The sequence below is a fragment of the Luteibacter sp. GL_149 genome (assembly GCF_057834065.1).
The window spans coordinates 461,626-486,923 of sequence record NZ_CM174395.1; the positions used below are offsets into that span (position 1 = coordinate 461,626).

Genomic DNA, 25,298 nt, shown 5'->3' on the forward strand with positions numbered 1-25,298 from the left:
GCTCCCTCGTTGGATCGTTAGTCGCGCGTGGCCTTAGCCAAGCGCGGGTTCGTTCGTGTCGACCAGCCCGCGGACGCGAGCGACGGCGATCACGCCGTATCCCGCCAGGTCGCGCTGTTCGTCGTCGCTCAGTACCGTTACGGCGCCGGAGAAGAAATCGTCGCCTTCGACCAGAAGCGCGATGGCCTCGCGCAGGATCGGCTTGCCGCTGACCACGAAGCGCGTACCCGGGCTCATGCGGATGGCGCTGGAGTTCTTCAGGGTAAGCAGGTCCGAGCCAAGCACGGCGCCCAGCAGGAAGTTGGCGCGGGCATTCGCGTCGTAGACGGCGAACTGATCGAGAATGCGCACGCTGAAACAGGCGCGGCCCAGGCCGATTTGTTTCGCCGAGCGCGCACCGGCCAGCAGCATTTCCTTATCGATGCGCTTGGCGAAACCCTCTTTGAGCGAGCTGGCGAGAATGGTGTCGTGCGAGATGACGTGCAGCAATTCGCCCGCCAGCGTGGTCACGCAGCCCGCGATGCGCTGCTTCGCATCGATGCTGACGAACTTGGAGTGCGAGCCGGGTAGCACGATCACCGCCGGTTCCTTCAGGCCGAGCCGTTCCACCAGCGCGAAGGATTCGACTTCTTCGCCGCGCATCATGTCCATGGCTTCGCAGTTGTGCAGGCCGATGTGTTCCACGGCATTGCGCACGCCCGGGACGAACCAGATGGGGCGCTTCCACACCGTCGGGACGGTCGACTCGCGCATCGCGGCAGCCAGCGTGTCGAGCCCCGCGGGGGCGACCACGTGCGATATCTCGCACAGGCCCATGTTCGACGTGATCATGCCGGAGGCCAGCACGAGTTCGACGGCGTCCTCGTCGAGCGATGCCTGCGTCAGCGCTTCCTCGATCGTTTCGCGGACGGCGGCTTCGAGTTTGTCGCGGCTGCCGCCGATGGCGGTATCGCGCACGCCGACCTGCCGGGCCGCGTGGGCGACGACCTGGCCGTCGCGCCAGAGGCAGACGCGGGTATTCGTGGTGCCGGTATCGATAGTGATGATGTTCATGCGTTGTCCGCTTCGTATCGCGGCGGATTGTTGGCAGTGGCGACGGGCGTGGCAAACTAGATTTCTTCGGGGGCTTCCCCAAGTTTTCTTTAATGAGTCCGCAATGAAGCGCTCGCTCCCCCTGCATGCCCTGCGTGTTTTCGAACTTGCAGCGCAACATCTGAGCTTCACCAAAGCAGGTGAGGAGTTGTCGTTGACGGCCGCCGCAGTGAGTCAGCAGATCAAACAGCTGGAATCATGGCTGGGCATGCCGTTGTTTGTGCGTAGCAACAATAAGCTGTCGTTGACGCCCGCCGGCGAGAACTATTTCCCGCGCATTCGCGAAGCTTTTCGTGCGTTGCAACATGCAACGGATCAGCTGCTGGACCACCGCAACGCCTCTTTGCGTGTCCTTGTCCCGGCGACTTTCGGCACGAAGTGGCTGGTGCCCCGCCTTTTCCGTTTCTTCGATCGCTACCCGGACATCGGTGTCGAGGTGGTCACGGACGGTCAGCCGGACGCGGCCGGATGGGATATCGCCATCGACGACCGTCTGAGTGAAGGCGGCGAGCAGGTGTTGCTGGTCAGCAGCGGCTACACGCCGGTATGCAGTCCCGCGTTGGCGGCCGGACTGCACGGTCCGGAGGATCTGGCGAGTCATACGCTGTTGCACGAACGCCAGAACCGTCGCGCCGCACCGTCCCCCGGCTGGGATCAGTGGCTTGCCCGTGGCGGTATCGATCTTGGCGATGTCTCCCGCGAAATGGGTTTCGGCGACGGCACGATGATGTTGCAGGCGGCTATCGAAGGGCAGGGCGTGGCGCTCGCGCAGGAATTGCTGGTGGCGTACGACCTTGCGGCGGGGCGCCTCGCGGAACCGTTCCGGGTCGATGTGCCGCTGCGGCATGCTTACTACTTATGCGTGTCGCGCGATGCCGCGGGGCGTGTGGAGACGGAGATATTCAAGGATTGGTTGTTCGCGGAAGTGGCCTAGTCGCACATCCTTTGCACCAGCTTCTTTGCTATGACGGGCGCCGTGTCGAATCGCGAAAACCCATGCCCCGCACACCTGTGCGCCAGGTTCCCGGTCCATACACCCGCGCGGGACGACGGGATGAGGGGTATGCGTGACCTAACAGCAGCTCTTGCGCTTCTTCCGCCACCAGATAATGCCGATGACCACCACGATCACCGCCAACGCGATCCAGAGACTGGTCTGCCCGCGCTTGATCCACGTCACCAGCCACTCGTGGTTATTCGCGCCGAAGTAGCCGAGGTAGACCCAGATCGGCACGCTGATCAGCGCGGCGAATCCGTCGAGGATGAAGAAGCGCAGGAAGGTCACGCGATGCGTGGCACCGGCGGTGATATAAACGGCGGTGCGCATGCCGGGCAGGAAGCGCGCAAAGAACATCAGGCGATTGCCGTAGCGTTCGAATTTTTCCTGCACGCGCGCGTAGCGCGCCGGTGTGAGCAATCGGGCGACGAAGCGCCAGCGCAGGATGCGGGCGCCGTAGTGGCGGCCCAGGAGGAACATGGTGGAATCGCCTAGCAGTACGCCGACCATGGCGACCCCGACCATGATATGCACGCTGCCGTAGCCGAGACCCGTGATGATGCCGCCCGCGACGAGCGTGATGTCCTCGGGTAGCGGCGCACCGGCGCCGCATAGCATCAGCGCGAGAAAGACGGCTGCATAGCCGTTCTCGCCGAAGATGGTTACGAGTCGTTCAAGCAGGTCCATCAACGTCGCTCGTGTCCGGCGCTTGCCGGTCCGTTGCCAGGTTCGGTGGGCGATGATCCCACGGAACGCGTTACGAGCGCTTGCGAATGCATCATTCGGCGACGACCTGGACGACGCGGGCGGCAAACAGCATGCGCAGCTCCGCTTTCTCGGCATCGTCGAGCGCACCCTCGCGGCTCTTCGCGATCAGCGCTTCGCGGCGCTGCATCACGGCCTGTAGTTGCATCTGCCGGAGCGCATCCATGAATTCGACCTTCTGCATTTCCGCTTCGCCAATGACGTCCGCCTGCGCGAGTTTCTGCAGCGACGCATATTCGGGACGTTCCGCGAACGTCTCGATAAGCAGAGCGGGATTGATGCCTGGCCGCGCGCGCGCGATGTCGAGCAGTTCGGCCAGCAGGTCGATGCCGGGCTTGTCCAGGCGAAGAAAAGGATAAGGTGTTTCGACTTCTTCGGCCATCGACGGCTGCGCCAGCAACAACGTGATGGCGCTGCGCACGAGGCTGCGCTGGATGTTGACGTTGCGCGAGGACGGCCGCGAGGGTTTTTCCGGTTCCAGCATGGCGCGGGCGCCGGTGCGTCGTTCCAGTTCCTGCGCCATCAGGTCGCGGAATGCGCCATCCGGAAACTTCGCGATCAGCGGGCGGGCGCGTTCGGCCAGTCGTGCGCGGCCGTCGAGGCGTGTGATGTCCACATCGCGTGCCAGTTCTTCGAAGAAGTATTCCGACAGAGGCATCGCTTCCTTCATGCGCTTCTCGAAACCGTCCTTGCCTTCCTTGCGTACGAGGGTGTCGGGGTCTTCGCCGTCGGGCAGGAACAGGAAAAACGCCTGGCGACCGTCGCGCATGCGCGGCAGTACCGATTCCAGCGCTCGCCACGCGGCCGCCTTGCCGGCGCGGTCGCCATCGAAGCAGAAGAAGACATCGGGTGCGGCACGGAACAAGACTTCGGCGTGGTCGGGCGTGGTCGCGGTACCCAGCGTGGCCACCGCGATCGGCAGGCCGGCCTGATGGAGTGCGATGACGTCCATATAGCCTTCGACGACCATGATCCGCGTCAGGTTCTGGTTGGCCTGTTTCACCTGCCATAGCGCGAAGAGCTCGCGGCCCTTGTGGAATAGGGGGGTCTCGGGCGAGTTGAGGTATTTCGGGCTTTGCTCGGCCGTCAGTACGCGTCCGCCGAACGCGATGACGCGGCCGCGGCGGTCGAGGATCGGGAACATCACGCGTTCGCGGAAGCGATCGTAGCGATTGCCCCGCTCGTTGCTGGCGACCATGCCCGCTTCGTTGAGCAACTGGCGGCGCTTATCGCTGGTACCGAGCGCTTTCATCACGCCGTCGTAGCCGGCCGGTGCCCAACCGATGCGGAAGCGCTTGATCGTTTCGGCGTCCAGGCCGCGACGATCCACATAGGCCATGGCCTCGGGACTGCCTCCCAGCTCTTTCTGATAGAAGCTGGCGGCGTCGTCGAGCAGGCCGTAGAGATCCGTCTTGTCCTCGCGCGGGGCGTTGTCGCGGCCGCCTTCGTAGGGAACGGTGAGACCCGCCGACTGCGCCAGTTCCTCGATGGCATCGGGGAACTCCAGCCGCTCGTAATCCATGAGGAACTTGATCGCGCTGCCGTGCGCGCCACAGCCGAAACAGTGGAAGAACTGCTTCTGCGGACTGACGTAGAACGAAGGCGAGCGTTCGTTATGGAACGGACAGCAGGCGGTCCATTCCCGGCCGGCCTTTTTCAACGGCACGCGCCGCTCGATCACGTCGACGATGTCGACGCGGGCAAGCAGTTCGTCGATGAAGCTGTCAGGAATTCGACCACGCATAAGACGACTAGGATGCCACGCGGTGCCCCCGGATGGGGCACCGCTAGCCGCGTCGTCAGAATGCGAGGTGAAGCACTCCGAAGATCGCGAGCAAGGCAAGCAGGAAGAGGATCAGGAAGATGGCGAAGCAGATCTTGGCGATGGTCGCCGCCGCACCGGAGATCCGGCCGAAGCCGAGTGCGCCGGTGACGAGCGCAATAAGGCCGAAGATGATGGCGAACTTGAGCATGGGTCTACCTCCGTATGGCAGCGGAGGATGCTTTTGGGGGTGTGGCGGACGTGTGAAGTGAGGGGGTTGGGGATGGGGAGTGGGGGCGTAGACCCGGCGATCGCCGGAGGATACTGGTGTCGCCCAGCGAACGAAGCTTCTGAGTGACGCTTGTCGTGCCCTCGGGCGATCGCCGGGTCTACGCCCCCACTTCCCACCCCCCATCCCCGCTCTTAAATCAGCCGCGCCTTCACCTTCTGCGCCACAGCCCCCATGTCCGCTCGTCCGGCGGCCCTTTCCTTCACCAGCGCCACGACCTTGCCCATGTCGCGGGCCGTGGTGGCACCCGATTCGGTCACGGCGGCATCGATGATGGCATCCAGTTCGGCGTCGGACAGCTTCGCCGGCAGGTAAGCGTCGATGACGCCCATCTCGAAGCGTTCGATGTCGGCCAGGTCGGTGCGACCGGCTTTGTCGAACTGGTCGATGGAGTCGCGACGCTGCTTCTGCATCTTTTCGAGCACGGTCAGAACCTGGACGTCGTCCAGTTCGATGCGTTCGTCGACTTCGCGGCGCTTGATTTCGGCCTGCACCAGGCGGATGACGCCCAGCCGCGTCTTGTCGCCGCTGCGCATGGCCGCTTTCATGTCTTCAGTAAGTTGCTGTTTGAGTGACACAATTCCTCCTGAACGACGAAAAGCCGGCTTTGCCATGGGCAAAGCCGGCTCGGGAGTTCGCCATGCGTACGGTGGCGGCGTTGCCGCGCCAACCGTTAATCTCACCTGCCCTGACGGGCAGATGGGATTAGTACATGCGGGTCCGGCGCGTGGTGTCGCGCGACAGACGACGCAGGTGACGCTTCACAGCAGCGGCGCGCTTGCGCTTACGCTCCTGAGTGGGCTTTTCATAGAATTCGCGTTTGCGCGTTTCGGCCAGAACGCCAGCCTTTTCGCACGTACGCTTGAAGCGGCGAAGGGCAAGCTCAAATGGCTCGTTCTCGCGGACTTTAACGCTCGGCATGGAAACTCCACTAATGTTTAAACTGACCCGTAAGATCGGGCGAGCCGTGGATTATAACGTGACCGAACAGAATTTTTCAAAGCCCATACTGGGAATCGAGACCTCCTGCGATGAAACAGGGGTCGCCCTGCTGCGCTGGGACCCTGAAAAACCCGGTCGCGGGCTGCTTTCCCATGCGCTTTTCAGCCAGATTGCGCTGCACGCGGAGTATGGCGGCGTCGTGCCCGAACTGGCCAGTCGCGACCATGTCCGCAAGCTGCTGCCCCTGGTGCGCCAGGCTCTGAAGGACGCCGGACTGACCACGGCCGACCTGGGCGGCGTGGCCTATACGGCCGGTCCGGGCCTCGTCGGCGCCTTGCTGGTGGGGGCTTCCGCCGCCCGTGCCATGGCCTGGGCGCTGGGTGTGCCGGCCATCGGCGTACACCATATGGAAGGACATCTGCTGGCGCCCCTGCTCGAAGAAGATCCGCCCGAAACGCCGTTCGTGGCCCTGCTGGTCTCCGGCGGGCATTCGATGCTGGTCGAGGTGCAGGCCATTGGCCAGTACCGCATTCTGGGCGATACGCTGGACGACGCGGCGGGCGAAGCCTTCGACAAAACGGCCAAAATGATGGGTTTGCCCTATCCGGGTGGCCCCGCCCTGGCGGCGCTGGCGGAGCAGGGCACGCCGGGCGCATTCCGCTTTTCGCGTCCGATGACCGACCGGCCCGGGCTGGATTTCAGTTTTTCGGGGCTGAAGACCCAGGTATTGCTCGCCTGGCAGGCCAGCGACCGCAGCGATCAGACCCGCGCCGATATTGCGCGCGGATTTCAGGAAGCCATCGTGGACACGCTGGCCATCAAGTGCCGGCGCGCCCTGGCCGCGACCGGCGCGAAGCGTCTGGTGATCGCCGGCGGCGTGGGCGCGAACAAGCGTCTGCGGGAGCAACTGGGGCAGGCCGCCAGCGACGAGGGGTTCCGCGTGTACTTCCCCCGTCTGGCCTTCTGTACGGACAACGGCGCGATGATCGCGCTTGCCGGCGCCATTCGTCTTGCGTCCGGCCAGCATCAGGACGAGACGATCGCGGTGCATCCGCGGTGGAGCCTGGAGACGTTGCCGGCGGCGTGAAGTCGCCGCCTCCGCTCTTGCGAAACCCCGCCGTGTCGCGGACCCTGTAAGGCCCGCACACAGAAAGCCCGCTCCATGGATATCGTCTTCATCGAAGACCTGCGTATCGATGCCGTCATCGGCATCTACGACTGGGAACGCCGTATTCGCCAGACGCTTTCGTTCGATCTGGAAATGGCGTTCGACAACACGCGTCCGGCCGCGACCGACGATATCGCCGATACGCTCAACTACAAGTCGATTTCCAAGCGGCTGCAGTCTTATGTCGAAGCATCCAGTTTCGGCCTGGTCGAAACGCTGGCCGAACGCTGTGCCGCCATCGTGCGTGAAGAATTCGGCGTGAGCTGGGTTCGCCTGAAGCTTTCCAAGCCGGGTGCCGTCCGCGGCGCGAAGGCCGTGGGCGTATGCATCGAACGCGGCGAGCGTCCGCGCTGATGGGGCGTGCCTATTTAAGCCTCGGTTCCAATGTCGAACCCCATCGTTATCTGCGCGCGGCCCTCGACGAACTGCGTGCGCGCTTCGGCGCACTCGACGTATCGCCCGCGTATCGCAGCGTCGCGGTAGGTTTCGAAGGACCGGACTTCGTCAATCTTGCGGTGGGTCTCGATACCGACCTTCCGCCCGTTGTCCTCAACGAATGGCTGCATGCGCTCGAGGATCGGCACGGACGTCTGCGCGGCGGCTCGCGTTACGCCGACCGTACGCTGGATGTCGATATCGTCCTGTACGACGACCTCGTACTCAGCGGCGAGGGGCATCTGGACATTCCGCGCGGCGAACTGCGGCATGCCTTCGTGCTGCGCCCGATGGCCGATATCGCGCCGGATCTGAAGCATCCGGTAACCGGCCGCACGATGGGCGAGTTGTGGGCGGCATTCCCCGTGGCGAGCGAGCCCATGGCACCGGACGATCTTTCCGCCTGACGCCGCTGGCGGACGCCCGGGCGAGGTGCTACAACGTCGGCCAGTCAAAGGGGAGAGGTTTTATGGCAGGCAAGTTCGCACGTAGCTGGGAATTGATGAAGGCCAGCGGTCGCGTCCTGAAACAGGACAAGACGCTGATGCTGTTTCCGTTGCTTTCGGGTCTGTGCTCGCTGATCGTTGTCGCGAGTTTCTTCATTCCCGTTGTCGTGTTCCTCATGCACAACGAAGGGCACCAGCTGGACCAGGAGCGCCTGTCGCCCCTGCATTACATAGGCCTGTTCGCGTTCTATCTCGTCCAGTACACGGTCATCTTTTTCTTCAATACCGCACTCGTCTCCGCGGCGCTCGTGCGTCTTCGCGGCGGCGTTCCCACGGTCGGCGGCGGTATCCGTGCGGCTATGACCCGGTTCCCGGCGATCCTCGGCTACGCGCTGATTGCAGCCACCGTGGGCGTGTTCCTGCGCGCCTTGCAGGAACGTCTGGGTTTTGTCGGTCGCCTGGTGGCCGGTCTGCTCGGTCTTGGCTGGACGGTTGCCACCTTCCTCGTCGTTCCCGTACTCGCCAGCCAGAACGTCGGTCCCGTCGACGCACTGAAGCGCAGCGTCCAACTGCTGCGCAAGACGTGGGGCGAGAACCTCATCGGCAACGGTGGCCTCGGTCTCGTGTTCGGTTTCATCAGCTTCGGCATCGTTATCGCCGGCATGGCGTTGGTGTTCGCTACCCTGGCCACGCAGTCGTATGTCGTGTTCGCGATCATCGGTGTGCTGACCTTCATCGCGTTGCTGGCGCTGTCGCTGATCCAGGCCGCGCTACAGGGCATCTATGCCGCTGCGCTTTATCGTTTCGCGGAAGAAGGCGAAGCGGGCGCGGGCTTCGAGCCGGCGTTGCTGGAAGGTGCGTTCCGCTCGAAGTAATCGCGTTCTGTTGTAGGAGCGCTCTTGAGCGCGATAGCGAACGGAGCGTAGAAACGGATGCTCACATTCGCCAGCCCCGATCCGCGGGCTGGCGTTGCAACGCATGGCGTCTTCGCTTCGTCGGCTATCGCGCTCAAGAGCGCTCCTGCACGTGATGTGCGCAGGTATTGCGGCTGAGAGGTATCTCAAGTTCATCGGACTGCGGACGTCTAGCATCTCTCTGTCGACGGAACGACGTTTGTCACCGGATCAGTGGGGACGCACGAGATACGAGCGACACTTCCTCCGCAGGGAAGCTGACGGGAGCCTCAGGGCTCCCTTTTTTATGGCTCGGATTCTATGGATCAGATCGCCAGGGCGCGGCCGCCGTCGACGCGCACGGTCTGACCGGTCGTGTAGTTCGCATCAAGCAATAGCCAGCGCACGGCTTCGGCTACGTCGGCGGGCCGACCCATCCGCGCCAGCGGGGTTTTCTCCATCAAGGCCTCCGCTGCCGATGGGTTCTTACCCGATTCGGGCCAGAGAATCGCGCCCGGCGCGACCGCGTTGACGCGGATGTCCGGTGCCAGATCCTTCGCCAGGGACAGCGTAAGCATGCCTAGCGCGGCTTTCGCCATGCAGTAGACCGGATGTTCCGCCAGCGGGCGTTCGCCGTAGATATCGACGATGTTGACGATGGCTCCGCGCGAACGACGCAGTTCGGCAGCGGCGGCCTGCGCCAGAAAGAAGGGCGCGCGTGCATTGGCCGCGAAGAGATCGTCCCATTGCTCTGGCGTGGCCGAGTCCACCGGCGTGGGATAAAACGACGATGCGTTGTTGACCAGACCGTCCAGCCGGCCGAAGCGTGCGACGACCTCGTCCACCAGGCGGCGTGTCGCCGACGTGTCGGCAAGGTCGGCCCGGAAGGGAACGACGCTGCCGGGGCGTATGGCCTGAAGCTCCGACGCGAGCGCGGCGGCTTCGTCCTCCGAGCGCAGGTAATGCAGCGCGATATCGCAGCCCGCTTCGTGCAGGCGGCGCACGATGGCCGCGCCTACGCGCCGGGCTCCGCCTGTGACGAGGACGACGCGTTTCGGTTCCATTGCTGCGTTTCCTGACGATTGATGCGTACGAGCTTGCCGCATTCCCACGTCGAGGTCACTTGCTATTGGGGGATGGGAGATGGGAAGTGGGGGCGTAGATCCGGCGGCCGCTTGAGAGAGCTGGCGTCACCCAGCGGAAGCAACGTCTGCTTGACGCTTCTCGTTCCCTCAGGCGTTCGCCGGAAGCACGCCCCCATTTCCCACTCCCATCCCCTGAAGTCTTCATTTCTAAGTCCGTTTCCCAGACTCACGCGACGGCTCCATAGCAGCAACAACCGCCTCCCCGTCACTGTCTTCGACGTGGATATCCCCGCTGAAAAGATCTATCGCCGTCTTGGCCACCTGGCCGGTGTCGTAGTACGCGTACGCACCTACCCCCAGTGCGCCGACGATCGGCAGCCAGCGCGACATGCCCTTGCCGACCGCGCGTTTGGACACGCCGACGCCGATCCGCTGGGCCAGGCGCTGCAGCACACTGGTTGCCGTGGTGCGAAAGATCAGGCGATCGCCCACGCGGATGGCCACGTCGCGGAATGCCTGCGCGGCGGTATGGCGGAACAGGCACCACAGCATCTGTTCGCGGCCCAGTTTCGCGGTTTTGCCGTAGGCCGCCGCGATATCGCTGACCATCTGACCCTGGATGCGCCAGATCGCCACCAGCTCGGGCAGCACGGTCAGCCAGCCCAGGGGGCCGGGTGGCAGGGCGAGCGAACCGGCGGTCAGGCCGGCGCGGTGTGCTGCCGAGCTGGCGATCTTCCGGCATGCCTCCTCGGCGTTGGCATGGCCCGCCGCCGGTACCTCGCTGGCCGGAATCCGGCTGACGAACTCCAGAATCGCCCGGGCCACGGGGCTTTCCTCATGCATGGCCCGGGCCGGGACGATCTCCCGTGAGCCGGAGGTTTCCTTGTCGTTTCCCATCGTTATCTCCGCGATTGCGCCTCGGAGCATGGTGTCGGCAGCCTTGTGAGCCCCGAATGAAGCGAAAGCGGCGCGAAAGGTTCGGATCAGGATACTGGCGTAATATTATAACATTCGCTATATCGTTCCCTGTCCCCCCATAAGAAGACGCCCCGATGAGAATCCGCTTCATCAAAGACGCCCGCCTTGCCCTGGCTATCGCCGGAGCGCTTGCCAGCCTGTCCGCCATGCCGGCTTTCGCGGCCGATGGGACTGGCGACGATGCGACCAACCCCCAGAAGGCGACCACGCTCGGCGCCGTGGACGTCAGTGCGCGTCTGGACGAAGCGCGCAACAGTCTGTCGCCGGATACGGGTAGCAGTCAGTACGTCATTGATCGGCAGACCATTCAGGCGCTGCCGCTGGGCGATGCGACGCCGCTGAACCAGATCGTGTTGCAGGCGCCGGGTGTCGTGCAGGATTCGTATGGGCAGCTGCATATCCGCGGCGATCACGCGAATCTGCAGTACCGCATCAACGGCGTATTGATCCCCGAGAGCATCGGCGGCTTCGGGCAGACGCTGGACGCGCGCCTCATCGACAACATGAAGCTCCTTACCGGCGCGCTGCCGGCCCAGTACGGCGAGCGTACCGCCGCCATCGTCGACATCACCACGCGCACCGGCAAGGAAGGCACGGGTGGCAGCGTTGGCGTGACCGGCGGCAGTTTCGGCACCATCAATCCGAACGCGACGATCTTCGGCCGCTCGGGTGCGTGGAGCTGGTTCGCCACGGCGAACTATCTGGTCAACGATGTCGGTATCGAAAATCCGACGTCCAGCCGCAAACCGGTGCACGACCGCACCAACCAGGTGAAAGCGTTCGGCGACATCTCGTACCTGATCGACAACGACACGCGCCTGAGCTTCATGTTCGGCGCGACGAACAACCGCTTCCAGATTCCGAACAATCCGGGCCAGACGCCGCAGTTCGGCTATCTGGACGTCACGAACTTCGATTCGGCGAACCTCAACGAGCGCCAGCAGGAAAAGACCCGGTTCGGCATCCTCTCCTTGCAGGGCAAGATGGGCGAGACGGCGTATCAGGTCTCCGCGGGCGAACGTTACAGCGGCCTCTCGTTCACGCCCGACGACATCGGCGATCTGATGTTCAACGGCGTGGCATCGAACGTCCGTCGCAGCAATCGCGCGACGACGCTCCAGGCCGATTTTTCGACGCCGCTGGGCGATAACCACACGCTGCGATATGGCCTTTATGGCGCGTACGAGAACGCGAAATCGACGAATGACGCGATGGTCTTTCCCGCTGACGACAACGGCAATCAGACCAGCACCGTACCGTTGAATATCGTGGACGCCAGCCGCGTGATCGCCCGGACTTACGCGCTTTATGTGCAGGACGAATGGAGCATCGGCGATCACTGGACGGTCAACTACGGCGTGCGCGCCGACAAGTACAACGCCTTCCGTGTGGAAAGCCAGCTGAGCCCGCGAATCGGCGCTATCTGGCAGCCGAACGACAGCACCACCGTGCACGCCGGGTATTCGCGTTACTTCACGCCGCCGGCCAGCGAAGCGATCACGTCCACGTCGATCGAGAAGTTCGCGGGTACGACCAATGCACTGCCGGACAACGGTAGCAACACGCCGCTGGTCGAGCGTTCCGATTACTACGACATCGGCATTTCGCAGAAGCTGGGCAGCCAGTGGACGGCCGGACTCGACGCCTACTATCGCCGCGTTTCGCGCATCCAGGACGAAGGGCAGTTCGGTGCGGCCGTGGTCTACTCGACCTTCAACTACGACCAGGGCCGCATCCAGGGCACCGAGTTCACGCTGAATTTCGACGGTGGCCCACTGACCGCATACTTCAACTTCGCATACAACCGCTCGCTGGGTAAGAAGATCATCACGGGCCAGTACAACTTCGCGCCCGATGACCTCGCCTATATCGCGAACAACTACATCCATCTGGATCACGACCAGAAGTACACCTCGTCGGGCGGCGTGAATTACGCCATCGATTCGACCACGAGGATCGGCGCGGATTACCTCTTCGGTTCGGGGCTGCGCAAGGACGGTGCGGTACCTAACGGCGCCTCCATGCCGTCGTACTTCCAGCTCAACCTCAGCGTCGCGCACGATTTCAACTTCGACAGAACCGGCGCACTGCACACGCAACTGGCGTTGATCAATGCGCTGGATCGTACCTACCAGCTCCGCGACGGATCGGGTATCGGCGTGGGCGCGCCGCAGTATGGTCCGCGTCGTGGCGTGTACCTTTCGGTGCAGAAGGACTTCTGACGTAGCGGCGGTGAAAGAGGGGGCGATCCGTTATCCTGCGGTTTCGCCCCCAGCCTGCACCTTGAGATGAACGCCCGACTTCCCGAACCCTCCGCCGACGAGCGCGCCCACTCCGATCACCTGCTCGCGCTGTTGCGCGAGGACATCGCCTCCCAGGGGCCGATGCCGTTCTCGCGATTCATGGAACGCTGCCTCTACACGCCGGGACTGGGTTACTACAGCGCGGGCAAGGCTAAATTCGGTGCCGAAGGCGACTTCGTCACCGCGCCCGAGCTGGGCGATCTTTTCGCGCAATGCGTGGTGCGCTCCGTGCAGCCGATTCTTGCGCTGCTGGGTAACGAAGCGGATTTCCTGGAGCTTGGCGGCGGCAGCGGCGCCTTCGCCGAAAGCGCGCTTGTCGCGATGGATGCCGCCGACGTATTGCCGCGACACTACATGATTCTCGAACCCAGCGCGGATCTTCGCGAACGTCAGCGCGAACGCCTTGCCGCGGCGTTACCCCCTGCGGTGTATGCGCGGGTTGCGTGGATCGACCGACCGCCGGAAGAAAGCTGGAAGGGCGTTCTTTTCGCCAACGAAGTGATCGACGCCCTCCCGACCACACGCTTCACCGTGCGCGATGGCGAGGTGTACGAGGAATACGTCGTACTGAATGGCGATGGTGGGCTGACGCGTGTCGACCGTCCCGCCGATGCGCTCACAGGCGGTGCCGTGCGTCATCTGGAGCGCGACCTCGGACGCGAATTCGAGGCAGGTTATCGCACCGAAGTCCTTCCGCAGTTGCCGTACTGGATGCAGGCCGTGGGCGGTTTGCTGGAAGCGGGCGCGATGCTCTTCATCGACTACGGCTATCCGCGTGCGGAGTTCTATCTGCCCGAGCGCACCGACGGCACGCTGCGCGCTTTCTACCGGCACTACACGCATGCCGATCCTTTCTTCGCTCCGGGCTTGCAGGACCTCACGTCGTCCGTGGATTTCACCGCGCTGGCCGAGGCGGGCAACAACGCCGGCTTCGGTGTGGTGGCGTATGTTCCGCAGGCGCAGTTTCTCATCGCGTCGGGTTTGCAGGAGTTCTTCGAAGCCGGTTATATGGCTACCGAGGACGAGGCGACGCGTTATCGTCTCGCCCAGCAGGTGAAGAAGCTGACGATGCCCGAAGAAATGGGCGAGCGTTTTCAGGCGATGCTGTTCGCGCGCGGCATCGATGCCGTCGCGCTGCCGGCGGAACTGATGCTGGCGGATCAGGGCTCGCGGTTGTAACGCCGCGCTGTTGTAGGAGCCCGCAAGCGGGCTCCTACAAACTCGCAGGTTTCAGTCGGGCTTCGGCACAGCCGCAATCGCCTTCACCCGTGCGCGATCCATCGCCTCGCCGATGGCCGGGCCGGTCAGGCCCTGGTCGACGAACGGTTGCGACGTAACGCCTGCCGCCGCTTCGCGCGCGGCACGCAGGAACGCCGCCTGCGGATAGCCCGCATCCGCGCTGCCCAGACGGCCGCGCTTGTCCGCCTCGCAGGCACGGAGGAAAACCTCCAGGCGCTCGGGCCGGCGCAGCGCGCCCAGACTGTCGAGCATCTTCAGGATCGTCGCCGGTTTCAGTTCGAAGGCCATGTGCGCGTTGAGATGGTAACGGCATACCGCTTCGGCGAGTACGGCGAATTCGGTCGGCACTTTCAGTCGCGACGACATCTGGCGCACCGGCTCGATGCCGCGCTGCTCGTGCATGATGTGCCGCGGCAATACGTCGTCGGGCGTCAGTGCCTTGCCCAGATCGTGCGTGAGCGCGCAGTACCCGACCAGCGCATCGCCGGGCGCGATGCGCGCGGCCATGTCCAGCACCAGTTCTATATGGATGCCGCAGTCGATTTCGGGGTGATATTCGGCACGCTGCGGCACGCCGTAAAGCGCATCGACTTCGGGGAACAGCACGCGTAACGCGCGGCTTTCGCGCAGCACCTGGAGAAAGGCCGAAGGTTTCGGCTCCGCCAGCGCTTTGCGCGTTTCGGCCCATACCCGTTCGGGAACGAGATGGTCGATCTCGCCGTCGGCGACCATCCGCCGCATCAACGTCATGGTTTCGGGCGCAACGGCGAATCCAAGGGGCGCGTATCGCGCGGCGAATCGCGCCACGCGCAGCAGGCGCACGGGATCCTCGACGAAAGCATCGGACACATGGCGCAGCACGCGCGCCTCGATATCGCGCACGCCGCCGTAGGGATCGACCAGCGTGCCGTCGTCCGCTTCGGCGATGGCATTGATCGTGAGGTCGCGCCGTTCCAGGTCCTGCTCCAGGGTGACCGATGCGTCGGCCTGGAATGCGAAACCGTGGTAGCCGCGACCCGTCTTGCGTTCGGTGCGAGCGAGCGCGTATTCCTCGCCGGTTTTCGCTTCGAGGAAAACCGGGAAATCCTTGCCGACGGCTTTGTATCCGGCCGCGATCATCTCCTCGGGCGAAGCGCCGACCACCACGAAATCGCGGTCGACCACGGGACGTCCGAGCAGCTTGTCGCGGACGGCGCCGCCTACCAGATAAGTCTTCATGCCAGAGATATTAGCGGCGCATGCCGCGCGCGTCGTCCAGGCGTCGCTGGCGCACCGCCTTGCCGAGCAGGCGCGGTAGCCATGCGGTAAACGATTGCGGCTGGATGCCCAGCATGGCCAGGCCATCGGTTTTGCCGACCGAATCGGTGCGCAGCGAACGGAAGTTGTCGGGCGAGAACGGTTTGCCGGGCATCCATTGCGCGATTTCCGCCTGGAGAAGTCCGAGGCTGTCCGGCAGCGGTATGACGCCGCGGCGCGGGTGGGTCTCGTCGCGGATGCGGCGCACGATGTCGATCAACGAGAGGGTCTCCCGTCCGTAGAGTTCGAACGTGCGGTTGAGCGACAGCGCCGTGTCGCCGACGCAGCGCGCGATCGCCTCGGCGACATCGCCCACGTAGACCGGCGCCATCTTCGCCTTCGGCCGCGCGAGTGGAAGTACCGGCATCAGATGCAGCAGGGAGGCGAAGCGTGTGACCAGTCCGTCCCCGGGTCCGAAAATAGTGCTGGGTTCGTAGAGCGTCCAGTCGAGGCCGGAATGCTTCACCAGCGCTTCGGCTTCGCCGCGTGTCTTGAGGTAACGGGACAGGCCCTGACCCGCCTTCAGCGAACTCATCTGGTGGAGCCGGCGTACGCCGGTATCGCGACACGTATCGATGATCGTCTTCGTCAGGTCGATATGCGCGCGCTGGAAGGTGTCGCGTCGGCGTTCGTTGAGGATGCCGACGAGGTTCATCACCGTGTCGGCTTCCGAGAAATACGGTCGCAGTGCGGCGGAGTCGTAGATGTCCGCCGAACGCAGCATGACACCCGGCGCCACGGCGCTGGGCCGTCTCTTCTGCCGGTTGCGCGAAAGCAGCACGATGCTATGACCGTCGGCGGCGAGGCGGGGCACCAGGATGCCGCCGACGAAGCCCGTGCCGCCGAGTATGACGATGCGCTGCGGTTTCATGTGTAGCCCTTAAGGCGATGCGAGGGAACGATCCACTTCGAGCACGATCTTGCCGATATGCGAGCCATCTTCCATCAGGGTATGCGCTTTGGCGGCATCCGCGAAACCGAAGTGGGCATGCACGAGAGGGCGGAAGGTGCCGGCTTCGATCAATGGCCACACTTTCTCGCGCAACTCCCGGCCAATGACCACCTTGCGCGCGGCGGGCAGGGCGCGCAAGCCGGAGCCCGTAACGGTCAGCCGGCGGAAGATGATCTTGCCCAGGTCGAGTTCCGCCATCCGTCCATGCGGCAGGGCGATCATGACCAGACGGCCATCGAGCGCCAGCGCGTCGAGGTTGCGGGGTGCGTAGTCGCCGCCGACCATGTCGAGGATGACGTCCACACCCGCGCCATCCGTGAGCTGTTTCACCACGGCGACGAAATCTTCCTCGCGGTAATTGATCGCTCGCTCGGCGCCCAGTGCAAGGCACGCCTCGGCCTTCTCGCGCGAACCCACCGTGGCGAATACCCGCGCACCGAAGGCTTTGGCGAGTGGAATGGCGGTGGTGCCGATGCCGCTGCTGCCGCCGTGGACCAGGAAGGTCTCGCCGGTAACCAGTCGCGCGCGGTCGAATACGTTCGTCCATACCGTGAAGCAGGTTTCCGGCAACGCCGCGGCCTGCACCCAGTCCAGACCCTTCGGTACGGGCAGGCACTGCCCCGCCGGTGCCGCCACGTATTCGGCATAGCCGCCGCCGTCGACCAGCGCGCAGACAGCGTCGCCCACCCGCCAGTCGTCGACGTCCGCGCCCACGGCGGCGATGCGGCCGGACACTTCCAGGCCCGGCAGGTCCGAAGCGCCGGGTGGCGGCGGATAGGTTCCCGCACGCTGGCCCGTGTCGGCGCGATTGATGCCGGCAGCGGCCACGCGGATCAGGACATCGCCCGGGCGCAGCGAAGGCACCGGGCGGTCGGCGATCTTCAGCACGTCGGGAGGGCCCGGCCGGGATATCTCGATAGCGCGCATCTGGGCAGGCAACAGGCTCATTGTTGCGGTTCTTCGGTCGACGACGCAGCGGCCGGCAACGGTTGAAGGGCCGTGGCCGGCGTGGCCGGAACGGCTTTGACGACGGCCGGCGCCGGGCATGCCACGGGTTTGCGCACCGTAGCGCTGGTCGGCAACGCATAGGTCTGTCCGATGCGGGTCAGGCGCGATCCGATCGGCACGGCATTGCCGTTGAGACGCCAGTCGTAAATCACGGCGAAGGCCATGACGCGGGCGACGTATTCGCGGGTTTCCTTATAGGGAATGCTGACGATGAAAAGGTCGGGGTCCAGGCTGCCCCGCGCGGCAAGCCACTGGTCCACCCTGCCCGGACCGGCGTTGTAAGCCGCGCTGGCCAACCACGGCGCACCGTTGTAACGCGCCGCCATTTGCGCGAGGTAGCGCGTGCCCAGCACGATATTGGTCGGCGGGTCGTAAAGGCTTTCGCCGCCGTTCCACGGCAAGCCGTTGCGTCGGGCGACATTGGACGCCGTGTCGGGCAACAACTGCATGAGACCGCGCGCATCCGCGCCGGAACGCGCATCGGTCATCCATGCGCTTTCGGCACGGATGATGGCGTAGGCCCAGGATGCCTCGATCCCCGCCTGGCTAGCCTGTTCGACGACGCCATCCTGCCGGGCCAGCGGAAAGCGCTGTTCGTACAGGCGCAGGGCGTCGCCCGAACTGAGTCCGAATACCGCCCGGTCGTACCAGCCCTGGCGATAGGCGAGATCCGCCGCCAGACGCTGCGTTTCGGGCGTGGCGTTCGCCAGTGCCTGCGTCCATTCGCGACGGGCCTGCTTTTGCAGGCCGACAGCGTAGAGCTCGAAGGCGCGATCCAGGCCCGGGTCGGCGAGCAACGCCCGTTCGCGCGCGGCGTCGGAGGCCATGGTCGACGGGCAGATGGCGTACGAGGTATCCAGACGATCCGCCGCAAGGAAGCCGAAGAAGGTCGCTTCCTGCGCTACCGACTGGTAGCCGGTACGCGATTCGCCCGCGCGTCCCAGCTTGCCGAGCACCATGGCGCGGAAGTAGCGCCATTCGCCGTCCTGTTTTTGCGATTCGTCGAGGGCGTCCAGCGCCGTGAGTGCCGCGGTCCAGTTCTGCCGTGCGAGGGCGACGCGGACGCGCCATTCGCGCGTGGCATCGGTCTGCGCGCCGGGCGGCAGGGCTTCGAGGCGGTCGAGGGCACCTTCGTCGAAGTCCGTCGCATGGAACAGGGCGAGCGAGTTCAGCACCGCGCCGCGCTGCTGTTCGTCGAGCGTGAAACGGGGCGAAAGATTCGTCCACGCCACATCCGCGGCCGTCGACTGGCGTCGCGCCAGACGCTGGACGCCGAGCACCACCGCCTGCCGGTTGCGCGGCGTGTCGGGCCAGGATTTGGCGTCGGCGACAGCGCGCGAGGGATCGTTCATCGCCTGCGCGATGTGCTGGGCGGCGAGGGCATCCTGCGGAGGCAGCCACGGCGCCAGCGAGGCGACGGTGCCGCCCTTGCCGGCGTCGGCCGCCGTCTGGATGCGCGACCACAGGCGCTCGGTGGTCAGCAGGCCCTGGTCGTGTGCGGCCACGATAACCGGATCGCAGGCATTGGGCAGGCTGGGCTTCTTCCACAGGTCGGCCAGATCGCGGTTGAAGTCGAGCGGCTGGCCGCGCGAAAGGCTCGCCTGCAGCGCATAGCAGGTAAGCCCGTCGCCCTGGCCCGGCTGATACATGGCCGAGAACGTCGTCCAGTCCTTGCGCCTGGCAAGCTCGCCAAGGAAATCGCGGCGCAGGTCGTTCGCAGGAATCAGGTTCGGATAGCGGGCCAGATAGGCATCGACGCGGGCGCGGTCCAGCTGACGCAGGTCGTGCTCCAGCGACGCGGCTTCCAGATAGGGAAACAGTGCATAGGTCTCCAGGCCCTGGGCCTGGATCCGCCATGCGTCGCCGCCTTGCTGGGCACTGACATAGGCCTGACGGAAGCGCGTGCGCTGGGCTTCGGTGCCCGTGCCGTGTGCCTGGCCGATGATGAGGGACGCGCCGAGTAGCAGAAGCGTATGGCGACCGAACTGGCGCATACGGGAGATGGCGTATCGCGATGCCGGGGTAGCGGGCATAAGCCTTTCCTTAGATGACGTACGAAATCCACCCCGATTGTAGTTCATGGGTCCTTGCAGGCTGGATGAACGGCGCGGGGCTTCGCCGTACGGGCCCGGCCCGTTAAGCTTGCGGGGCTCACCGATACCAGGAACGGCATGTCGCCTCACACCCCCTCCGCGCGTTTCGCGCGTCCGCTCGCATGGATCGTGCTCATACTCTGCGCGCTGGCCGGCGCCGTGTACTGGTGGACGCTGGGCCGCCCGGTGAATCTCCCCGATGCGCCTTCCGCCCGCATCGCCTGCGTGTCGTACGCCCCGTTCAGATTGAAGGGCGAGACGCCGTTCGATATCAACGCGGTCATTTCGCCGGAACGCATCGACGCCGACCTGCGTGCGCTGTCGACCCGGTTCGACTGCGTGCGTACGTATTCGATGGGGCAGGGTCTGGGCGCCGTGCCGGATATCGCCGGCCGCTACGGCATGAAAGTGATCATGGGCATCTGGCTCAGCCGCGACACCGTCGCCAACGAGCGCGAAATGGCGCTGGGTATCGCCGCCGCGAAGCGCGACCGTGCGCACCTGCGTGGCATCGTCGTGGGCAACGAAGTGTTGTTGCGCGGCGAACTGACGCCGAAACAACTGTCCGCGTATATCGAACGCGTGCGTTCGCAGACCGACGTACCGGTAACTTATGCCGATGTGTGGGAGTTCTGGTTGCGCCATCCCGAACTGGCGAAGGGGGTGACCTACCTCACGATCCATATCCTGCCGTACTGGGAAGACGAACCCGTTGCACCGGAACGCGCGGTACAGCACGTCGCGGACGTCTATACGCGCATGAAATCGGAGTTCGCCGGCAAGGACATCATGATCGGCGAAACCGGCTGGCCGAGTCAGGGCCGCACGCGGCGCGACGCCAGCGCCAGCGTGGTCAACGAAGCGCGCTACCTGCGCGAATTCCTCGTGTATGCCTCCACGGTCAACATGCCTTACAACGTGATCGAAGCATTCGACCAGCCCTGGAAGCGCGATCTGGAAGGTACGGTCGGTGGCTACTGGGGCATCTTCGATGTCGATGCAAAACCGAAATTCCCGATGCAGGGGCCGGTGGTGGAAGAGGCTCGCTGGACCTGGGCGCTCGCGGCTGGCGGCATCGGTGCGATCGTGTTCCTCTTGGCCGGGCTGTGGCGTCGTCGCTGGCACGGCGGTGCGGGCTGGCTGGCGTTGGCGTTGACCGGTTTCGCGACGGGCACGGCGTTGGCGGCGCATGCGCGTCTTCTGTTGTTCGCCTGCCGCAACACGACGGAATGGACCATCGGCATCGCTGCCGGTGTACTCGCGCTGCTGACCGCGCTAAGCCTTGCGCGCGCGCTGGCTGCACGCCTTGCAGGCGGTGTTCCCGCCGCCGTGACGACTGTTGCTCCGACCGTCGTCAAACGTCGCCGCATAGGCAGGGACTGGACCGACGCATTCACCATGCAGCGCTTCTTCTGGATGTTCGTACTGGCGCTGTATGGACTGCTGTTGGTATTCAACGGCCGCTACCGCGACTTCCCGGTCGGCCTGTTCGCACTGCCCTGCATCGGCTTCGGTCTGCTGGGGATATTGCGTACACACGCTGATCGTCTGCTGCCGCTGATCGAAGAGCGGATGCTGGCCATTCTTCTCGTGCTGCTGGGCATCACTGTCGTTGGGCAGGAGCTCGCCGCCAATGCGGTTTCGTGGCTCTGGTGCGGTCTGAATCTGGCGATTGCGATACCGGTGCTGCTTGCGTGGCAGAAAGCACGCAACGCGCAGTCGTAGTCGCCCCGTTGTTACCGCGCCGCTTCGGCGGTGCGCTCGTCGTACTGAATACGGATAAGGCGCAGCGCGCCGATCAGCAGTGCGAGGGCGCCGGCTTCGAAGCAGTACAACTGCAACGCGACAAGGCCCAGTGCCGTAGCGAGCGCGGCGGAGAACGGATGGCGCCACACCAGCGCCAGCACGGCGGCGGCTACAGCGGCGTAGCCGTAACCATAGGTCAGGAACCCCTGCACCACGGCAAGACGCGCGGAGCACCACCACGGCGCGACGCCTTCCTCGCATGCGTGCTGCATGTATTGCGGTTCGACCACCATATAACGCAGCAGCGCAGCGACGATCGCGATGAAGGCAATGGCGATCCAGGGTGCGGCGATGCGCATGCGGGAGTTCATTTGCGGACGGGTCCTTGGGGGTTCGCGGTGGCCTTGGCCAGCGCCGGGGGTAACCGGATTTCGGCGGCGATCGGCAGATGATCCGAGAACGCCTGGGGCAATGTCCATGTCCGGTCGAGCTTGATGTCGGCCGAGGTCAGGATATGGTCCAGCGCGCGGCGTGGCTTCCAGCTGGGGAAGGTCGGCGTATGGCTGGTCGGCATCTGCAGCGACGTCTTCGCGAACAGCCGCTGCATTTCGGGGCTTTCGACCACGGTATTGAGATCGCCCATCAGCACCGCGTGCGGATGGTTGGCAAGCAGTTCCGCGATGAAGGCCAACTGGCCCACGCGTGCCTGCGCACCCAGCGACAGATGGGCGATGACCACGACCAATGCGTCCGGGCCATCGCCAAAACGAACGAACAGTGCGCCGCGTCCGCGGATGCGGCCGGGCAGCGGATAGTCGATGACTTCGGTGGGCTCGATCCGGCTGATCAGTCCGTTGGCCGAATGGGCGACCCGCGCCATCGGCCGGTTGGGCTGGTGGCTCCAGAAAGGCATGCCGGCCGCTTCGGCCAGGTAGCGCGTCTGGTTGAGAAAACCGGAACGCAGACTGCCCGCATCGGCTTCCTGGAGGCCGACGACGTCGAAGTCCTGCAGGAGGCCGGCCAGCGAATCGAGGTTGTCGAGTTTGTTGCGGCCGGGAAGCACCGCATTGACGCTGCGGGTGACGTAGTCGCTGTAACGCTGGACGCTGGCGCCCGCGAGGATGTTGCAACTCAACAGCCGCAACGTGCGTTCGGCCGCGGGAAGCGGCGGCGTCGGGGGGCGGGGCGGCACAGGGCGATTCATGTCGTTGCTGATGATGCTGGCAGGCCGTTGGGGATCGAGCATGCCCGGCGCGATGTGAACAACGGGCATCCAGCAACTGTTGCGTCCACCCGGCGCGGCCTGTTCGGGCGCGCCGGGTGGGCAGGTCTCACTTGACGCCGGCCAGTTCCTTTTTCACCAGGAACTGGGTGAGGGCGTTGAGCTTGTCGAAGTCGCCGAAATTGTTGCTGCGGTACTTGCCGTCGACCACGATGCTCGGGGTGCCGTCGACCTGCCACTGCTGGATCAGCTTCGTATCGGTCTGGATCTGCTTCGTGGTGGCTTCGCTGTTCGCTTCGCGCAGGAAAGCGGCGCGATCGACGCCCTTGCTTGCATACCAGTCGGCCAGTTCGTCGATCGTGCGGATCGGGTAATGGTCGATATGGATGGCCTTGAAGAGCGCGGCATGCGTCGCGTCGAGCGCGCTGAGCTTCTTCGCGGCGTAGAACGCGCGGGCATACGGCAGCCATGCGTCATTGAACGCCGCCGGCATGGAGCGGAAGACGACGTTCTTCGGCAGTTCCTTCTGCAGCTTCTCGGCGTATTCCTCGTAATGGGCGCAGTGAATGCAACCGTACGAGAACACTTCGACCACCTCGACCTTGCCGTCCTTGCCCGCGCGCTGCGGGTTGGGAATCGAGACGTATTCGGTGCCGTCGGTAAACGACGTGGTGGCGGCGTTATCGGCGGGGCCCGCGGTGCAGGCGGTGGCTAGCACGAGGCCGCAGGCGAGAAGGGCTATGCGCTTGAACATGGATATCTCCAGTGGACGAAGCCCTCGGGACTTCGTCCGGTCAATGGCGTGATGAAGCGGGTTACTTGCCCGCGGCTTCCTTGCTGACGAGCCACTGCGTGAGCTCGACCGCCTGCGGATATCCGCCGGCGGTGATCGCGGTGAGCCGGTATTTGCCGTTCACGACGATCGTCGGCGTGCTTTCGACCCCGTAGGCGCGGATCAGTTCATCCGCACGCTTCATCCTGGTGTTGATGGTGAACGAGTTCGCCGTGGCGACGAATTCCTGTTCGTTCACGCCGAATTTCGCGTAGAACTTCGCGACGTCCTCGATGGTCGGCCATGCCGACTGCGGCTTCGGCTTGTTCGTCTTCATGTCGAACATGCCCAGTTCGCCGCTCTTGAAGACCGCGTCGAACATCGCGTCGTGCGCCTTGTCGGCGACGCCGAAGGTCTGCGCCGTGACGTAGGCGCGCTGGAGCAGCGGCCAGTTTTCGTCGGGGCGGAACGAAGCCGGCGTGTAGGTCATCACCACGCCTTCGGGCAGGTGCTTCGCCATCTCGTCCACGATGCCGTGGAACTGGAAGCAGGCCGGGCAACCGTAGGAGAAGACCTCGGTCACTTCGATCTTGCCGGGCGTGCTGGTCGGCTGCGACGGCTCGATGCGCGAGTAGTGCTTGCCTTCTTCCCACTTGCCGGTGTCGACGAACGGTGCGGCGGCGACCTTCGGCGCGGCGGGCGCCTCGGCCAGGGCCGGTGCGCTGCTGGCGGCGGCTGCGGGTGCCGTCGCGGTGGTGGACGGTGTGGCGGGTGCCGGCGAAGACGCGAGAGCAGCCGGAGCCGTGGTCGCCGCGGCGGGAGCCGGAGCGGGCGCGGGTGCGTTGTCGTTACCGGAGCAGGCCGCGAGGGCGAGCAGGGCGACGCAGAGGAGCGGCAGACGCTTGAGCATGGGGATTCCTGTAGTCCTTAAACAGGAACGGGCCGCTGGGGCCCGTTCGGTTTCACTCGGCGGTGTGCAGGCCTTCAATGTAGCTGGCCAGCGCCGCGATGTCCTTGTCGTCGAGCTTCTGGGCGATCGCCGGCATGATCTTGGCATGCGCGTCGGTGCCCCAGGTCGTTCCGTCGTGCCAGGCCTTCAGCGTCGCCTGGATGTAATTGGCGTGCTGGCTGGTGAGCTGCGGGTACATGGCGCCCGGGTTGCCGCGGCCGTCCGGGCCGTGGCAGGCCATGCAGGCCGGGATGCCGCGGGTGGAGTCACCCTGGCGATAGAGCGTCTGGCCCTGCGCGACCAAGGCTTGGTCGGCCACGCCCGGCAGCGACTGCTTCGAGGCGAAGTAGGCGCCGATGTCGTGCATGTCCTGCGGGCTGAGCGCGGCGACCATACCCATCATGATCGGGTTGGCGCGGGCGCCGGACTTGAAGTCGGTCAGCTGGCGAACGATGTAAGCCTCGTTCTGACCGGCCAGGCGCGGGTACTGTGCATCGGAGGAGTTGCCGTCCATGCCGTGGCAGGCGCCGCAGGCGGCGGCCTTGCCGGCACCGGCGGTGGCGTCGCCCGGTTTGACGGCTGCCGTGGCTTCCGCGCTGGCGGCGGCCGGCGCTTCGGTTGCCGGGGCAGCGGCGGCGGACGTCGCGGTCGTGGGGGCGGAGCCCGCCTTGGCCGGAGCGTTCGCGTTCGGCGCGGCGGTCTGGGCCGCAGCGGCACTCATGACAAGTACTGCGGTAATGGCAGCGGCGGCGTGCCGAAACTTCATACACTCTCTCCAAGGGATGCTTCTGGGCCGAGCATGTGTGCTCAGGCGACGTAACCGAAGAATTATCCCTGTGCCAACGGGCGGCGGTCAAACGCATCGA

General features: G+C 64.8%; 25 protein-coding genes. 8 read left to right on the forward strand and 17 right to left on the reverse strand.

Translation table 11 applies throughout. The features are described 5' to 3' along the window. Nucleotides 1-33 precede the first annotated feature (33 nt). On the reverse strand, nt 34-1,053 hold the full coding sequence (locus AC3IR3_RS02085) for a 2-dehydro-3-deoxygalactonokinase (protein ID WP_489195393.1): 1,020 nt from the start codon (nt 1,051-1,053) through the stop codon (nt 34-36). Between the two features lie 103 nt (nt 1,054-1,156). On the opposite strand from AC3IR3_RS02085, the gene AC3IR3_RS02090 reads away from it, so the two are divergent. Next, nucleotides 1,157-2,026 carry a LysR substrate-binding domain-containing protein gene (locus tag AC3IR3_RS02090; protein WP_489195394.1) on the forward strand — a complete coding sequence of 290 codons (870 nt, stop codon included), beginning with the start codon at nt 1,157-1,159 and terminating at the stop codon, nt 2,024-2,026. Nucleotides 2,027-2,164: 138 nt separating this feature from the next. Here AC3IR3_RS02090 and AC3IR3_RS02095 read toward each other — a convergent pair whose 3' ends face one another. The 5 genes from AC3IR3_RS02095 to rpsU all read right to left on the reverse strand — a co-directional run bounded on the left by AC3IR3_RS02095 (nt 2,165) and on the right by rpsU (nt 5,826). After that, nucleotides 2,165-2,776 carry a DedA family protein gene (locus AC3IR3_RS02095; protein ID WP_489195395.1) on the reverse strand — a complete coding sequence of 204 codons (612 nt, stop codon included), beginning with the start codon at nt 2,774-2,776 and terminating at the stop codon, nt 2,165-2,167. A 91-nt stretch (nt 2,777-2,867) separates the two neighbouring features. Then, nucleotides 2,868-4,598 carry a DNA primase gene (gene dnaG, locus AC3IR3_RS02100; RefSeq protein ID WP_489195396.1) on the reverse strand — a complete coding sequence of 577 codons (1,731 nt, stop codon included), beginning with the start codon at nt 4,596-4,598 and terminating at the stop codon, nt 2,868-2,870. A 55-nt stretch (nt 4,599-4,653) separates the two neighbouring features. Further along, nucleotides 4,654-4,827 carry a DUF1328 domain-containing protein gene (locus tag AC3IR3_RS02105; RefSeq protein WP_489195397.1) on the reverse strand — a complete coding sequence of 58 codons (174 nt, stop codon included), beginning with the start codon at nt 4,825-4,827 and terminating at the stop codon, nt 4,654-4,656. A 212-nt stretch (nt 4,828-5,039) separates the two neighbouring features. Next, complete coding sequence (locus AC3IR3_RS02110) at nt 5,040-5,483, reverse strand: GatB/YqeY domain-containing protein (protein ID WP_489195398.1); 444 nt, start codon at nt 5,481-5,483, stop codon at nt 5,040-5,042. Between the two features lie 127 nt (nt 5,484-5,610). Continuing rightward, nucleotides 5,611-5,826: a 30S ribosomal protein S21 gene (gene rpsU, locus AC3IR3_RS02115; protein WP_029213735.1), complete on the reverse strand. Its 216-nt coding sequence runs from the start codon at nt 5,824-5,826 to the stop codon at nt 5,611-5,613. Nucleotides 5,827-5,911: 85 nt separating this feature from the next. Here rpsU and tsaD point away from each other — a divergent pair, with 85 nt between their 5' ends. From tsaD to AC3IR3_RS02135, 4 genes are all read left to right on the forward strand, one after another. Further along, nucleotides 5,912-6,934 carry a tRNA (adenosine(37)-N6)-threonylcarbamoyltransferase complex transferase subunit TsaD gene (gene tsaD / locus AC3IR3_RS02120; protein WP_489197000.1) on the forward strand — a complete coding sequence of 341 codons (1,023 nt, stop codon included), beginning with the start codon at nt 5,912-5,914 and terminating at the stop codon, nt 6,932-6,934. Between the two features lie 75 nt (nt 6,935-7,009). Then, nucleotides 7,010-7,369, forward strand: coding sequence for a dihydroneopterin aldolase (folB, locus tag AC3IR3_RS02125; protein WP_132142349.1), 360 nt, complete (start codon nt 7,010-7,012; stop codon nt 7,367-7,369). Then, a complete protein-coding gene (gene folK / locus AC3IR3_RS02130; RefSeq protein ID WP_489195399.1) occupies nt 7,369-7,857 on the forward strand; it encodes a 2-amino-4-hydroxy-6-hydroxymethyldihydropteridine diphosphokinase in 489 nt (162 codons plus the stop codon). The genes folB and folK overlap by 1 nt, the downstream gene beginning before the upstream one ends. Before the next feature lie 62 nt (nt 7,858-7,919). After that, nucleotides 7,920-8,771: a DUF6159 family protein gene (locus AC3IR3_RS02135; RefSeq protein ID WP_489195400.1), complete on the forward strand. Its 852-nt coding sequence runs from the start codon at nt 7,920-7,922 to the stop codon at nt 8,769-8,771. 344 nt (nt 8,772-9,115) lie between these two features. On the opposite strand, the gene AC3IR3_RS02140 is transcribed toward AC3IR3_RS02135, so the two are convergent. Together AC3IR3_RS02140 and AC3IR3_RS02145 are read right to left on the reverse strand one after the other, a co-directional pair. Continuing rightward, a complete protein-coding gene (locus AC3IR3_RS02140) occupies nt 9,116-9,853 on the reverse strand; it encodes a pteridine reductase (protein WP_489195401.1) in 738 nt (245 codons plus the stop codon). Nucleotides 9,854-10,081: 228 nt separating this feature from the next. After that, nucleotides 10,082-10,771 carry a hypothetical protein gene (locus tag AC3IR3_RS02145; RefSeq protein ID WP_489195402.1) on the reverse strand — a complete coding sequence of 230 codons (690 nt, stop codon included), beginning with the start codon at nt 10,769-10,771 and terminating at the stop codon, nt 10,082-10,084. Nucleotides 10,772-10,926: 155 nt separating this feature from the next. On the opposite strand from AC3IR3_RS02145, the gene AC3IR3_RS02150 reads away from it, so the two are divergent. Both AC3IR3_RS02150 and AC3IR3_RS02155 read left to right on the forward strand, forming a co-directional pair. Further along, nucleotides 10,927-13,074, forward strand: a complete 2,148-nt coding sequence (locus tag AC3IR3_RS02150) for a TonB-dependent receptor (protein WP_489195403.1) — start codon at nt 10,927-10,929, stop codon at nt 13,072-13,074. Nucleotides 13,075-13,140: 66 nt separating this feature from the next. Then, nucleotides 13,141-14,334: a class I SAM-dependent methyltransferase gene (locus AC3IR3_RS02155; RefSeq protein ID WP_489195404.1), complete on the forward strand. Its 1,194-nt coding sequence runs from the start codon at nt 13,141-13,143 to the stop codon at nt 14,332-14,334. A 51-nt stretch (nt 14,335-14,385) separates the two neighbouring features. Here AC3IR3_RS02155 and AC3IR3_RS02160 read toward each other — a convergent pair whose 3' ends face one another. From AC3IR3_RS02160 to AC3IR3_RS02175, 4 genes are read right to left on the reverse strand one after another with little or no spacing between them, the layout of a single operon-like run. Beyond that, a complete protein-coding gene (locus tag AC3IR3_RS02160; RefSeq protein WP_489195405.1) occupies nt 14,386-15,612 on the reverse strand; it encodes a multifunctional CCA addition/repair protein in 1,227 nt (408 codons plus the stop codon). Nucleotides 15,613-15,622: 10 nt separating this feature from the next. Beyond that, nucleotides 15,623-16,561, reverse strand: a complete 939-nt coding sequence (locus AC3IR3_RS02165; RefSeq protein ID WP_489195406.1) for a complex I NDUFA9 subunit family protein — start codon at nt 16,559-16,561, stop codon at nt 15,623-15,625. A gap of 9 nt (nt 16,562-16,570) precedes the next feature. Next, complete coding sequence (locus AC3IR3_RS02170) at nt 16,571-17,590, reverse strand: NAD(P)H-quinone oxidoreductase (RefSeq protein WP_489195407.1); 1,020 nt, start codon at nt 17,588-17,590, stop codon at nt 16,571-16,573. After that, complete coding sequence (locus AC3IR3_RS02175) at nt 17,587-19,683, reverse strand: transglycosylase SLT domain-containing protein (RefSeq protein ID WP_489195408.1); 2,097 nt, start codon at nt 19,681-19,683, stop codon at nt 17,587-17,589. Before AC3IR3_RS02175 ends, AC3IR3_RS02170 begins: the two co-directional genes overlap by 4 nt. A 138-nt stretch (nt 19,684-19,821) precedes the next feature. On the opposite strand from AC3IR3_RS02175, the gene AC3IR3_RS02180 reads away from it, so the two are divergent. Continuing rightward, nucleotides 19,822-21,468: a glycoside hydrolase family 17 protein gene (locus tag AC3IR3_RS02180; protein ID WP_489195409.1), complete on the forward strand. Its 1,647-nt coding sequence runs from the start codon at nt 19,822-19,824 to the stop codon at nt 21,466-21,468. Between the two features lie 11 nt (nt 21,469-21,479). Here AC3IR3_RS02180 and AC3IR3_RS02185 read toward each other — a convergent pair whose 3' ends face one another. From AC3IR3_RS02185 to AC3IR3_RS02205, 5 genes are all read right to left on the reverse strand, one after another. Beyond that, nucleotides 21,480-21,860 (reverse strand): hypothetical protein, encoded by a 381-nt coding sequence (locus AC3IR3_RS02185; RefSeq protein WP_489195410.1) that lies wholly within the window; start codon nt 21,858-21,860, stop codon nt 21,480-21,482. Continuing rightward, nucleotides 21,857-22,693 carry an endonuclease/exonuclease/phosphatase family protein gene (locus tag AC3IR3_RS02190; RefSeq protein ID WP_489197001.1) on the reverse strand — a complete coding sequence of 279 codons (837 nt, stop codon included), beginning with the start codon at nt 22,691-22,693 and terminating at the stop codon, nt 21,857-21,859. Before AC3IR3_RS02190 ends, AC3IR3_RS02185 begins: the two co-directional genes overlap by 4 nt. A gap of 127 nt (nt 22,694-22,820) precedes the next feature. Further along, on the reverse strand, nt 22,821-23,465 hold the full coding sequence (locus AC3IR3_RS02195) for a thiol:disulfide interchange protein DsbA/DsbL (RefSeq protein WP_489195411.1): 645 nt from the start codon (nt 23,463-23,465) through the stop codon (nt 22,821-22,823). 61 nt (nt 23,466-23,526) lie between these two features. After that, nucleotides 23,527-24,393: a thiol:disulfide interchange protein DsbA/DsbL gene (locus AC3IR3_RS02200; RefSeq protein WP_489195412.1), complete on the reverse strand. Its 867-nt coding sequence runs from the start codon at nt 24,391-24,393 to the stop codon at nt 23,527-23,529. Between the two features lie 52 nt (nt 24,394-24,445). Further along, nucleotides 24,446-25,198: a c-type cytochrome gene (locus AC3IR3_RS02205; RefSeq protein ID WP_489195413.1), complete on the reverse strand. Its 753-nt coding sequence runs from the start codon at nt 25,196-25,198 to the stop codon at nt 24,446-24,448. Between the last annotated feature and the right edge of the window lie 100 nt (nt 25,199-25,298).